This is a genomic window from Mesorhizobium sp. WSM4822 (genome assembly GCF_055811155.1).
Map to the genome: position 1 here is coordinate 905,292 of NZ_JBVVQM010000001.1, position 11,830 is coordinate 917,121.

Here is an 11,830-nt window from a genome sequence, read left to right on the forward strand (position 1 = left end):
CGGTCTTGATAGTGCCCTGTGCTTTCAAACGGAAGTACCGAGCAATAGATCAGATGTTGGTGTCCGCCGATGGCGATCTGATGGCCTTTCAATTTGTCGGTAGTGGAGCCGCATCCAACCAACCGTTCCAGTCCCATCCCACCCCCTCGCATTAACCATTCGTTAACCATTCCCTCGCTAGCGTTTACCTCTCAGTAAGGATTCGCCAGCCGTGACCTTTGCCGCCCCCCTCGAGGCCAAATCCATTCGTTTTCGTGCCCGCTCTTTCGTCGCTTTCACGCTGACGCCCGAAGCGCCCTTGGACGTGTGGCTGGAGGGGCTGGATCACTGGATCGGCAACTCGCCCGGCTATTTTGCCGGGCGGCCGGTGGTGCTTGACCTCAACACCTTGAAGCCCGATGTCGCCGCGATCGAATCGCTGGTCGACGTGCTTGGCCATCGCGGCATCCGCATCTACGCCATCGAGCTCGACGGCCACACCGCACTCGCGCCTAACCTGCCGCCGGTGCTGGTCGGCGCCAAGGAGGCAACGACGGATGGGCTGCTGCCCCGCAAGCCGCGGGAGGATGTTCCCGGCACATCGGAGGGCAAGGCCGAGGGCAGGGAGCCTGAAGCCGGCCCGGACAAGGACAAGGTCGGCGACGGCAAGGTTGACGCAAGCAAGGTGGGCGATAGCGAGCCGCAGGTTGAAGCTTCGGGCACGCTGATGATCAAGGCGCCGATCCGCTCCGGCCAGGCGATCGTGCATCCGCATGGCGATGTCATCGTGCTCGGTTCGGTCGCTTCCGGGTCGGAGATCATCGCGGCGGGCTCGATCCATGTCTACGGCACGCTGCGCGGGCGCGCTTCGGCGGGTGCGCTGGGCAACAGGGGCGCGCGCATCTTCTGCCGCAAGAACGAGGCGGAACTTCTGGCGGTCGACGGCTGGTACGTCACCGCCGAGGAGATGGAAGGCGTTTCGCGCGGCAAGCCGGTGCAGGCGTTTCTCGACGGCGACGCTTTGCGGGTTTCGACGCTGAGCTGACATTCGTTTCGATATTGGGGCGGCCGAGGGCTGCCCGACCAAGAACAACAACAACGGAGGCTTTTCAATGGGCAAGGTAGTGGTGGTCACCTCGGGCAAGGGGGGCGTCGGCAAGACGACCTCGACGGCGGCCCTCGGGGCGGCCGTGGCCAAGACCGGCAAGAAGGTGGCGCTTGTCGACTTCGACGTCGGCCTGCGCAACCTCGACCTGATCATGGGCGCCGAGCGGCGCGTGGTGTTCGACCTCGTCAACGTCATCCAGGGCCAGGCGAAACTCTCGCAGGCGCTGATCCGCGACAAGCGGGTCGAGACGCTGTTCCTGCTGCCGGCCTCGCAGACGCGCGACAAGGATGCGCTGACCGAGGAGGGTGTCGGCGAAGTCATCGACAAGCTGCGCTCGGTGTTCGACTACGTGTTCTGCGACAGCCCGGCCGGCATCGAGCGCGGCGCGCAGCTCGCCATGCGCTTTGCCGACGAGGCGGTCATCGTCACCAATCCGGAAGTGTCGTCGGTGCGCGATTCCGATCGCATCATCGGCCTGCTCGACGCACGCACCTTGCGCGCCGAGCAGGGCGAGCAGATCGCCAAGCATGTGCTGGTCACCCGCTACGATGCGGCGCGCGCCTCGCGCGGCGAAATGCTGTCCATCGACGACGTGCTGGAAATCCTGTCGGTGCCGCTGCTCGGCATCATTCCGGAGAGCCAGGACGTGCTGCGCGCCTCCAACCTCGGTTCGCCGGTGACGCTGTCGGAGCCGCTCAATTCCGCTGCACGCGCCTATATCGACGCCGCCAGGCGGCTGGAGGGCGAGGAATTGCCCGTCATCGTGCCCTTCGAGCGCAAGGGCTTCCTCGATCGTCTTTTGGGAAGGAGGGCGGCATGAACCTGCTCGATATCTTCAAGCGGCGCTCCAGCGCGCCGGTGGCGCGCGAGCGGCTGCAAGTGCTGCTCGCCTATGAGCGCCGCAACCGCAGCCAGCCCGACCTCGTCTCCATCCTGCGCGAGGAGATCATGGCCGTCATCGCCAAGCACGTGCAGATCGACCAGGATTATCTGCAGGTCTCGATGGACCGCGGCGAGACCATGTCGACGCTGGAAATCGACATCCAGATCCCCAACAAGAGCGCCGTGCCGCTGGCCATGGCGGGGTGACTTTCTTACCCTCCCCCTTGTGGGGAGGGTCGATCCGCAAAGCGGATCCGGGTGGGGGTCAGCGCCAGCACCCCCACCCGGACCTGCGGTCCGACCTCCCCACAAGGGGGAGGTAGGGCGCCCGGTTTTTTTGCGCAGAGACCTGTGGCTCGCCCGGCAAGTCGCTGCGAAGCAGCGGGTGGGGTCAGCGCGGCGCTGCACGCTTTTCCCTGCCGCGGCATTGGTCGCTCGCAGCATCCAACCCCCCAAATGTCCCAAATTTACCTTTGTGCCGACGGGGCTTCCCCTGCGCAAGCAGCGGATGTAAGGATATATTAGCAGTTTGTTAAGTTCGAAGCGAGGTATGCGTAAGGGGAGTTTGGTGATGAACTTCAGAGGCCTGATCAAGCGTGCTGAAGACGTGGATAAAGCAATCCAGGATCTGCAGATCGATCTGGCGGACGCGCTGGATGCAAGTCTCGACGCCGACGACCTGGTGCCGCCAGAGAGCGACGATGTGCCGGATGCCCCGGCGGCAGCCGATGGCGGGCCACCCCAGGCCGACGCGGCAAATGACGACAATGCCGGGAAGGCCGACGCCGCGGGTGATGAGGACAGTTCCGAAACCGCGCCACGGCTGACCGCCCATACACAGACCCGGCTGGCTGCGTTGAGCGCCTTCGAGGGTCTCTTCCATGACGCCAGGGACTATCTGGAGGAGATCAACGACAAGCTGTCGGAGATCGGCACCTCACACCATTTGACGCGCGAATTCCTCAACATCCTGCACAGCGACATCCTGCGCGCCAACGAGCTGGAGGTTGCCAATGCGGCCCTGGCCGCCGAACAGAGGGCGCTGTCGGAGAAGCTGCACGATACGACGAGAAAACTTCGCGAGCGTGAAGGCGCTTTCGAAGCGCTGCAGCAGCGCGAGACAAGCCTGGTCCAGGACCGGGAGACGCTTCGTGCGGCACTGGCCGCGGTAAGGCTGGAACTGGTGGAGACAGCCAATGCGAGCGCCAAGCGCGAAGCGGAGTTCGGCGACATCGCCAAGCGGCTGACCGCCAGGACGGTCGAGGCCAACAGGCGCTTGCGCGAAAGCAAGATGCTGCGCGAAAAGCACGTCAACCTCTCGATCGAACTCGACAAGGCGCTGAAGCGGGAATCGCAGGCGCGCCACAGGCTCGACGAGCTGTCGACGATCCATGCCAGCGAAGCAGCGCGGCTGGCGGAGCTGCTGGCCGCGCTCGGCAAGAGTGAGAAAGAGGAGATGCGGCTCCAGAAGTCGCTCGAGGCCGCACAGGCGAAGCTGTCGGAAACGAGCGAAGCGGCCCGCATGATGGAAGGCGACAAGGAAGCCGAGCTGGCTCGCGGCCAGGCGGAAATGCGCGGGTTGAGCTCGGAGATTCAGAACCTGCAATCGCGGCTGGAGCAAACCTCGACCGAAAACAGCGAAGCCGCAGGCGAGATCGCCAGGCTCAAGAGCGAACTGAACGACGCCCTGGCCGAAAAGAAGATCGCCGATGAAAGACTGTCCGCGCTGACCCAGGAGAGCGAAAGCGACAAGATGAGTCTTTCCAAGGTGAACGCCAACCTTTCTCAACTGACGCTGCAACAGGCGTCCGAACAGATACAGTTCGACGTGCAGAGGCAGGAATGCGAGGACCTCAAGGCAGAAATCGCCTCGCTCAATGCCCGGATCAAGGAACTGCTGCCCTACGAGCGGCTCCACAAGGCCACCAATGGCAGGCCGCCCGAGAACGGCGTGGTCGAGATAGCCGGGGCGATGGCGAAGAAAGCACGGACGACAGGCAGGCGGCGCATGCGCAGGAATGTCGGCGCCGCTGGCTGAGGCCTGCCACGCCTGAAAGGATTCAGGCGACGCGCTTCAGGTTTTGTTTTTGTGCATGGGAGGCCGGCACCTCACCCGGAGAGTAAGCCCAATGGGGCACCGGCCAGGCGGATCGACAGGTCCGCCGCACAGGTAAGGTAGCGCGCCTCGGTCCCGCACGGCATTGGTGCGATCACGGAAGGTGCCAGCGGCACTTCCCCAAGCTTCTGATTCGAACCTTTGCGACGACCCGCCGGCCGGCGGCTGCAAACACGCCCGGGAAGCGATCGCGGGCCGGCCCGGTGCCTTCTCAGTCGAGCGGCTCGTGCTGATAAAGCTCGTCCATGCTGAGCGAGGCCAGGGCGCCGAAAGGGGCCTGCTTTTTCACCCGGCCGCCGCTCAGGATGACCACGTCGTCGCAGAACGAGATGGTGCTGTGGTGGTGGCTGATGACGATGGTCGTGCGGCGGCCGGCTCTCGACTTCAGGGTCTCGACGATGGCCGCTTCCGACAGCCCGTCCACTGCATTGGTGGCTTCGTCCAGGATGAGGAGATCGGGATCGCGCACCAGGGCTCTGGCCAAGGCGATCCGCTGCCTCTGTCCCGCCGACAGGTTGACGCCCCTGTAGCCGACCAGGGTCTCGTAGCCCTGAGGCAGCCTTTCGATGAACTCATGCGCTTCGGCCAGTCTTGCGGCGGCCTCGGCATCGCCGGCTGTCGCCGCGTCCTGGCCGTAGGTTATGTTTTCAAAAATACTGCCGTCGACCAGTTCCAGTTCCTGGCTGGCCAGGGCGATGTGGCGGCGCCACTGGCTGGCGTCGATCCGGTCGAGCGGCGATCCATCGACGAGGATGCTGCCGGTGTCCGGTTCCACGAAGCGGCACAGGAGATTGACGATCGTCGTCTTGCCGGCGCCCGAGCGGCCGATCAGCGCCGTCGAGCGGCCACCGCGGATTTCGAATGTCGCCGCATGCAGCACCACCTCGCGCCGGTCCGTGCCGGAATAGGTGAATGTCACATCGTCGAAATTGATGCCCTGGCGCAGACCGTGGAACGGCCCGTCGCCTTGCGGCGGTTGCGGCTTGCCGGCGGGATCCAGCAGCCATGTCACCTCTTCAAGCGATCCGCTCAGGCCCTGCAGCTGGCTCCACGACCCCTGCAGGGCCCGCATATGCGGCTGCAGCCTGTAGAGCAGGATGACGAAGGCGATGATCAGCGGGAAACTCACCTGCGCCAGCCAGGCGCCGATCACCACGGCCAGGAACAGCATGGCGTGGAGAACCTCCGTCAGCGGCGGCAGCGCTCCCTGGCGCACGAGCAGCGCGAAGGAAGCGCGGCGAACCGCATCCGACGCCGTGTCGAATATCGCCTTTTCCCGGTTCTCCTGTCCGAAGATGCGGATCAGCCGTCCGGCATGCACAAGGTGAAGCATCTGCGAGGCGAGATGGCCGTTGCGCGAAGCGACGCTGCGGCTGGGCTCCTTCAGATTGGCCGAGAGGATGGCATGCGCGATCTGGACCAGCGCCAGTCCGAGCGTGACCAGAAGCGTCATGCGCCACGAAAGCAGCAACAGGAAAGCCAGGAGGATGATGGCGGCCGATGCGCTGACGATGGCCGACAGCATGATCTGGATCGCATCGGAGGCCCGCCAGGATTCGTTGGAGATGATGTTGAGCAGGCGTCCGGGGCTTTGCCGCAGGAAGAACGGGTAGCCGACCCGCAACAGCTGCTCCGACAAGGCGCTGCGGATGGAATGGCTTGCCTTGCCGGAGATGAAGGTCGTCAGCAGCGTGTTGGCGAAGGCGAAGACGTTCTTCAGGACGATCGAGCCGAGGATGGCGACCGAAATGACCACAAGCCGGTCGCGCTCGCTCAGGCCCGATCCGACATGCTGGAGGGCAGCGGAGAAGCCGTCCATGCCGGCCGCATCCCCATGTCCCATGATGATGCCCAGCAACGGGATGATCAGGCCGATGCCGAACCCTTCGAGGACGGCGCTGACCAGGCCGAGTACCACCACCGCCGGAAGCAGGCGCAGTTGCCGCTTTCCGAACGCCCGGAACAGCATCGGCAGGCTTGGCGGCAGCATCGGCATTATAGCGTTTCACCTCGCCTGGGCATTGGCTTGCTGATCTTGCCGCACCGGCTCGGCCCGCGGCCGCCTGGCCAGCAGGAGAACCGCGAACCTGGCCGCGCCGAGCAAATTCATGGCGACGATCGGCCAGTGCGGCAGGTTGAGTTCACGATCGAAGGCGGGTCCTCCCGCCAATTCCCGGAAAGCCCCTCTTGCGGCCCAGTAGAAATGGCGAAGCAGCCAGGGCGCGTGGCGAACATGCTTCAGGCAGAGCCCGCCATTGCCCAGGCTGTAGTCGCGGTGCAGCTTTTCGATGGCTTTGCGATCCCGCCGGCCGTGATGATGGAATATCGTCATGTCAGGCACATACTCGACCGCGATGCCGAGCAGCATCGCGCGCACGAGATAATCGGTATCCTCGGCCGACCGCAATGGTCCGCCGGCGCCGAAGCGTTCGTCGAAATAGCCGATGCGGGCCGCGACGTCGCGGTGCATCGTCATGTTGCAGCCCAGCACGAAACCGCCGGGATGGACATCCGGCGTCAGCCGCTCGCGCGCCCACGACCGCTTGATGGTGAACGGCAAATCCCTGGCATCGCCAAGCTCGACACGGCCGCCCCGGATGAGCCATTGTTCCCCGGACGCATAGTGTCGCTCCAGATCGCGCAAATAGTCGCGATGGAGCGCGCAGTCATCGTCGACGAAGACGAGCACACGGCCGCGCGCGCGCCGCAGCCCGGCGTTGCGGGCACCCGCCAATCCTGGGCGCGGCTCGCAGACGGGCGTGAACGGAATGTCCGACGCAGCGGCGATGCTGGCCAGGCGTTCGGCCGTGCGGTCGATCGAACCGTTGTCGACGACCACGAGTTCGGCGGCGAAGCCGGCATGTGCGCGGCAGGCGGCCTGCACCGACTTGATGCAGGCATCGAGCACCGCGACGCGGTTGCGGGTGCAGATGATGAAGCTGACTTCCGGCGCCGATCGGTCACGGCCGCGACCGGTCGGGGCAGGGTCAAGCGCCGTCGAACGATCGCGCTGCAGAGCTTGGTGGGCTTTGACGATCATGCCTTTAACTCAACCGATGAGACGCCAGAACCGCCGCGGCGGGCGCGGATTTGAAGAAGTACGCCATGGCATCGGCTTGTCTGGCGGCCGACAGCGAGGCGAGGCTGAGCCAGGGCGCCCAGGCGCCGGGCCGCAGCGCATATTGCTCGCGGCGCCGGATGGCGTTCCATTTCGCGGTCCGCGTCAGCAATTCATGCGTCAGCGCCGGCTGCTTTTCGTCGGCGACGAGCTGGTAGAGGAAATAGAACAGGTTCAGCGCGCCAGCCTCGAAGCTCGGCCGCGTCGCCGCCGGCAGCGAGCGGATTTCCTCCTCCAGCGCGACGATGAAGCTGGCCGCACGGGCGACCGTGTCGTGGCTGACCGCATCGCCGATGTCGCGCAGGTCCCGCGTGGCCTGCGCCAGGCCCTCGCGCTCAAGGTTCTCGGCCACGATCCGCAAATGCGTCCTGCGCATCTCCTTGACGTGCCGGCTGGTCACGCTTGCCTCATGGACGCGGTAGACGACCAGGTTTTCGGGCATCATGGCTGCCGGGTAACGGCCGGCCAGCCGCCTGAAAAGATCGAAATCCTCGGCGTGCCTGTAGATCGGGTCGTAGTGGAGAACGCTGTCGTCGATGACCTTCCTGTTGTAGACGACCGTCGGGTGCATGAAGATCGTGAAGAACATCGCCAATACAGGGATGCGGCCGAATTTGAACACCGGATCGGGCCTGCCGATGGCGATGCGGCCGCGGATCAACATGTCGACGCCGGCGCCGCAGAAGCCCAGTTCGGGCCGCCGCTCGAACAGCGCCACCTGGCGCGACAGACGCCAGGGATAGGCGACGTCGTCGGCATCCATCCGTGCAACCAGTTCGCCCCGGGCGAGCGCCAGCCCTTCGTTGAGCGTCGCGACGAGGCCGCGGTTTTCGCGCGAGACGATCGAAATGCGGCTATCGGCCTTTTGGCATCGCTCGAGTATCTCGAGCGAATTGTCGGTCGAGCCGTCATCGATCGCGATGATCTCCAGGCGACTGTGATCCTGCCGCAGGATGCTTCCCAGCGCGGCGGCGAGATAGGGGCCGGCATTGTAGACCGGCAACAGGACGGAGACGAGCGGCGCGGCGGTCATCGTCTTGCATCCGTGCGCTGGAGTTCGAGCGCCGGTGTGCGGCCATCGGGCGGTCCGACGGCCGCCGTCGCGAGCCAGCCATCATGGCTGCCCTGTGCAGAGCGGGTGCGCGCGACATAGGGGAAGTAGCGCTTCAGGCTGTTGAGCGGCCTCTCGAAAACCACCCAGGAAATCCAGGCCGCGACAATCGTGGCGGCGCCCGCGACCAGGAATCGCCCTGGCCCTTGCTCCGAGACGTTGAGCGGAATCCAGGGCTGCGCCTTGACGGCGAGCGACAGCAATATCGGATGATAGAGATAGACGCCGTAGCTGATGCGGCCGAGGCCAAGCAGCGGCGGCACTTCGGCAAGCCTGCCCAGGATGCCGCCAAGGCCGCGCGAACAGGCTGCCACGATGACCATCAGCGGCACCAGGGGCAGGACTTCCCGCAGCAGCCAGCGGGCCCATTCCAGTGTCGGATCGGCGGGCTCCGGGACTAACCACTCGATGACAAGGAATGCGGCCGCGAAGGCAGGCCAGCCCAGCCGCATCCAGTGCGGCAGGCCGGCGCCCCTAAAATGCCAGCAGGCAAGCAGCGCGCCCGACGCCAGCGCATCCATGGATGCCGGCGGCAGCAGGTCGCGCGTCAGCGTCGGCGTGGCGGTGATCGGCCAATAGAAGCGATAGGCCAGCGACAGTGCGATGACGGCGATGCAGATGGCCTCGAAGCGGCGGCGTGGGGCCAGCAGGACGACCAGCGGCCAGGCAAGATAGAACTGCTCCTCGATGCTCAGGCTCCAGAAATGGCCCAGCACCCAAGGGTTCCAGTTATTTTGCAGCGCATACCAGAAGTTCGACAGATAAAGCGCATGCCAGACCAGCGATCCCCTGGACTGATCCAGGTCGACCAGCCAGACGAAACCCAGGACGGCAAAATAGGGCGGGAATATCCGCAACATCCGCCGGATGTAGAAGGAGCGCAGCGCCGGGCCGGTTTCGAATTCGGTGGCCGAGCGCGCCTCCAGGAGCAGGCGCGTGATCAGGAAGCCGCTCAGCACGAAGAACAGCCGCACACCGATATGGCCCCAGAACGAAGGTCCCTCCGCGAAGAAATGGGAATACAACACCATCGTTACGGCGATAGCTCTCAACGCATCAAGTTGGATGTCACGGGCGCTTCCCATCAGCGGCTTCCGCCGGCGTGATATCCGCGATGAGGCCGCCAGCCGGCCGTTTCGAGCGGCAGGCTAAGGCGGACGAGACCCGCCAAGGCACCCGCAAATCTGCGCATTGCGAGCACGGCCGGGCCGGGCTCGAAATCGACGGACGGACAACTCAAGCTGGTCAACCTGGCGGAATCCTCCACGGCGTATGTCCAGTCGCAAACGAGTCCCACTAGGAGATCGTTCGGCTACGGCGTTGTGCAGCGCAACACAAAAAATCTACCCGGCTGAAATACTTATGTGAGCAAGTGCTAAAAATTGACAAACCGGCCGGTTCTCGCCATTTCTGGCGAGTTTCCTCAGAATTTAAACGCTGTGGTTTAAGTTGTGCCGATGTTCCCGCCTCGGTTGATTGAGGAGCTCCTGGCTTGAGAGCCTAGTTCTTTGTTGGATCACAAGAAATTTTGCGATCTATATTTTGGCTATATGGGTTCGGTCCTGGCTCCGTGGAGATATGATTTGGAACATTGGCTTTGCGCGGTGCAGCATCGTCTCTGTTTTTTCGTCAACGCCGATTACTCGGCTGACCGCTAACCGTTACACCGCGTCGAACACCACCGTCTGTTCCAGCCCGCCGCCCGGGCGGTTTTCCAGCGTTATCGTGCCCCCGTAGCGCTCGACGATCTCCTTGGCGATGGCGAGGCCAAGACCGGCTCCGGGGACGGATTGCAGGCGGCCGGGGTTGACGCGGAAGAAGGGCTCGAACGCCTTGTTCAGGAGTTCCGTGGGTATGCCCGGGCCGTGGTCAGATATGGTCAGAACGGCGCGATTGTCGGCTGCGGCCAGGTCGATGCGGCACGCCTTGCCATGGGTGGCGGCGTTGACGATCAGGTTGCGTAAGGCGCGGCGCAGGCCAAGCGCGCCGGCCCGCACGCAAACCTTGTCCAGGTGCCCGATCGACACGGCATGGCCGAGCGATGCCATCTCGGCTTCGATATCGCGCACCGTCTTTGCCAGGTCGACCGGTTCGACGGCGTCCTGGTTCACCTCTTCGCGCACCAGACGGATGGCGCTGTCGGCGATGCGGTCGAGTTCGTCGAGGTCGTGAAGCCATTTGTCGCGTTCGTCGTCGAGGAATTCGGCGCGCAGCCGCATGCGCGTCATCGGCGTTCGCAGATCATGGCTGGCGGCGGCGACCAGCCGCATGCGGCTTTCCATGGCGGTCCGCAGCCGCGACGAGAGTTGGTTCAGCGCATGCGCGGTGGCCTTGACCTCGGCCGAGCCCACTTCCGGCACCGCCGCCAGCACGCCGTCCGATCCGATCTTGGAGACGGCGGCCTCCAGCATCTCGAGCGGGCGGATCAGCACCGAGGTGAAATAGACCGACACCGCCGTGGCGCCGGCGACGATCAGCGAGATCCAGCCGGCCAGAACCAGCCATTCGCGACGCGGCGGCTTGAGGTGCGGCACCTCCATGATCGCCCAGCGGCTGTCAGGCAGGTGCATCGATGCGATCTGGCCGGGTTCGTCCGACTTCTCGTTGACGACCGCCGGGAAGTCGAGGCCACGGCGGTGCAGGATGTCGTTGAGCATCGCCGTTTCCGCACGAGCCACCTTGCCGCCCGCCGGATGGTCGGCGAATTGCACCCGCAGGACGTCGGGGACCGGCCCCGGCAAAAGCCGCACCACCAGTTCCATCTGTTGGGCAATCCAGGGCACGGTCAGTTCCGGCGGCGGTCCGCCGCCGCGCACGCTGATGACGGCGGCCGTCGCCAGGCCGACGACGCCGACGATCGAGGCGACCAGCAGCAGGATGAGACGGCGGCGCAGCGAATTCACGCGTGGCTCTCCACGGTCTCGACGCGCGCGGTGAGCTGGTAGCCGCCATTGCGCACGGTCTTGAACAGCGGCCCGTCGCCGGTGTCGGAAAATTTGCGGCGTAGCCGGCTCACCAGCACATCGACCGAACGCTCGAGCGGGTCGCGCTCGCGGCCTTGCGTCAGGTCGAGAAGCTGGTCACGCGACAAAAGCCGGCCGGGGCGGTCGAGAAACACCTGCAAGAGGTCGAACTCGGCGCCCGTAAGGTCGACGGCCACGCCTTGTGCATCCGTCACCTTGCGGGTGTCCGGCTCCAGCCTGTAGCCGGCGAAGCGGTAGGTACGCGCGCGCGGGGAGGCGGGCGCCTCCTCGGGCGCCGAGCGCCTGAGCACGGCACGGATGCGGGCAATGAGCTCACGCGGGTTGAACGGCTTGCCGAGATAGTCGTCGGCGCCGAGTTCCAGGCCAATGATGCGGTCGACATCTTCCTTCAGCGCGGTCAGCAGGATGATCGGGGTGTGGGGGGTTGGGTGGCGCCAACCCCCCGCCCAAAAAAACCCCCCCCCCCCCGCGCGCAAAGAAAAGCACAACCAAAAAAGGAAAATTTACCCGCCCACACCGGAGTAGCCATAAA

General features: G+C 64.8%; 9 protein-coding genes and 1 pseudogene. 4 read left to right on the plus strand and 6 right to left on the minus strand.

The genetic code is table 11. The features are described 5' to 3' along the window. Positions 1 to 211 precede the first annotated feature (211 nt). The 4 genes from minC (at position 212) to AC0L3E_RS04535 (ending at position 4,007) form a co-directional block, all read left to right on the plus strand. Positions 212 to 1,024 carry a septum site-determining protein MinC gene (minC, locus tag AC0L3E_RS04520; RefSeq protein ID WP_473604326.1) on the plus strand — a complete coding sequence of 271 codons (813 nt, stop codon included), beginning with the start codon at positions 212 to 214 and terminating at the stop codon, positions 1,022 to 1,024. 67 nt (positions 1,025 to 1,091) lie between these two features. After that, positions 1,092 to 1,907 (plus strand): septum site-determining protein MinD, encoded by an 816-nt coding sequence (minD, locus tag AC0L3E_RS04525; RefSeq protein ID WP_127415391.1) that lies wholly within the window; start codon positions 1,092 to 1,094, stop codon positions 1,905 to 1,907. After that, the gene (minE, locus tag AC0L3E_RS04530; protein WP_024501686.1) at positions 1,904 to 2,176 is read left to right on the plus strand and encodes a cell division topological specificity factor MinE; all 273 of its coding nucleotides are present in this window, start codon (positions 1,904 to 1,906) and stop codon (positions 2,174 to 2,176) included. The genes minD and minE overlap by 4 nt, the downstream gene beginning before the upstream one ends. 364 nt (positions 2,177 to 2,540) lie before the next feature. Then, the gene (locus AC0L3E_RS04535) at positions 2,541 to 4,007 is read left to right on the plus strand and encodes a coiled-coil domain-containing protein (protein ID WP_473604327.1); all 1,467 of its coding nucleotides are present in this window, start codon (positions 2,541 to 2,543) and stop codon (positions 4,005 to 4,007) included. Between the two features lie 289 nt (positions 4,008 to 4,296). Here the strand turns inward: AC0L3E_RS04535 and AC0L3E_RS04540 are convergent, their stop codons facing one another. The 6 genes and pseudogenes from AC0L3E_RS04540 to AC0L3E_RS04565 all read right to left on the minus strand — a co-directional run. Continuing rightward, positions 4,297 to 6,081 (minus strand): ABC transporter ATP-binding protein, encoded by a 1,785-nt coding sequence (locus AC0L3E_RS04540; RefSeq protein WP_473604328.1) that lies wholly within the window; start codon positions 6,079 to 6,081, stop codon positions 4,297 to 4,299. A 9-nt stretch (positions 6,082 to 6,090) separates the two neighbouring features. Beyond that, positions 6,091 to 7,125 carry a glycosyltransferase family 2 protein gene (locus AC0L3E_RS04545; protein ID WP_473604329.1) on the minus strand — a complete coding sequence of 345 codons (1,035 nt, stop codon included), beginning with the start codon at positions 7,123 to 7,125 and terminating at the stop codon, positions 6,091 to 6,093. Positions 7,126 to 7,129: 4 nt separating this feature from the next. Next, positions 7,130 to 8,236 (minus strand): glycosyltransferase family 2 protein, encoded by a 1,107-nt coding sequence (locus AC0L3E_RS04550; RefSeq protein WP_127809804.1) that lies wholly within the window; start codon positions 8,234 to 8,236, stop codon positions 7,130 to 7,132. Further along, a complete protein-coding gene (locus AC0L3E_RS04555; RefSeq protein WP_128308879.1) occupies positions 8,233 to 9,399 on the minus strand; it encodes an acyltransferase family protein in 1,167 nt (388 codons plus the stop codon). Before AC0L3E_RS04555 ends, AC0L3E_RS04550 begins: the two co-directional genes overlap by 4 nt. Before the next feature lie 576 nt (positions 9,400 to 9,975). Continuing rightward, positions 9,976 to 11,217: a sensor histidine kinase gene (locus AC0L3E_RS04560; RefSeq protein WP_473604330.1), complete on the minus strand. Its 1,242-nt coding sequence runs from the start codon at positions 11,215 to 11,217 to the stop codon at positions 9,976 to 9,978. Continuing rightward, positions 11,214 to 11,711: pseudogene (locus AC0L3E_RS04565) on the minus strand (winged helix-turn-helix domain-containing protein); the annotation flags it as partial. The pseudogene AC0L3E_RS04565 and the gene AC0L3E_RS04560, both read right to left, overlap by 4 nt. Positions 11,712 to 11,830: the final 119 nt, after the last annotated feature.

Excerpts from the sequence above, each read along its gene's own strand:
- minE (WP_024501686.1), top strand. The coding sequence starts at position 1,904 with ATGAACCTGCTCGATATCTTCAAGCGGCGCTCCAGCGCGCCGGTGGCG.
- AC0L3E_RS04550 (WP_127809804.1), bottom strand. The coding sequence starts at position 8,236 with ATGACCGCCGCGCCGCTCGTCTCCGTCCTGTTGCCGGTCTACAATGCC.
- minD (WP_127415391.1), top strand. The coding sequence starts at position 1,092 with ATGGGCAAGGTAGTGGTGGTCACCTCGGGCAAGGGGGGCGTCGGCAAG.
- AC0L3E_RS04555 (WP_128308879.1), bottom strand. The coding sequence starts at position 9,399 with ATGGGAAGCGCCCGTGACATCCAACTTGATGCGTTGAGAGCTATCGCC.
- AC0L3E_RS04535 (WP_473604327.1), top strand. The coding sequence starts at position 2,541 with ATGAACTTCAGAGGCCTGATCAAGCGTGCTGAAGACGTGGATAAAGCA.
- AC0L3E_RS04545 (WP_473604329.1), bottom strand. The coding sequence starts at position 7,125 with ATGATCGTCAAAGCCCACCAAGCTCTGCAGCGCGATCGTTCGACGGCG.
- AC0L3E_RS04540 (WP_473604328.1), bottom strand. The coding sequence starts at position 6,081 with ATGCCGATGCTGCCGCCAAGCCTGCCGATGCTGTTCCGGGCGTTCGGA.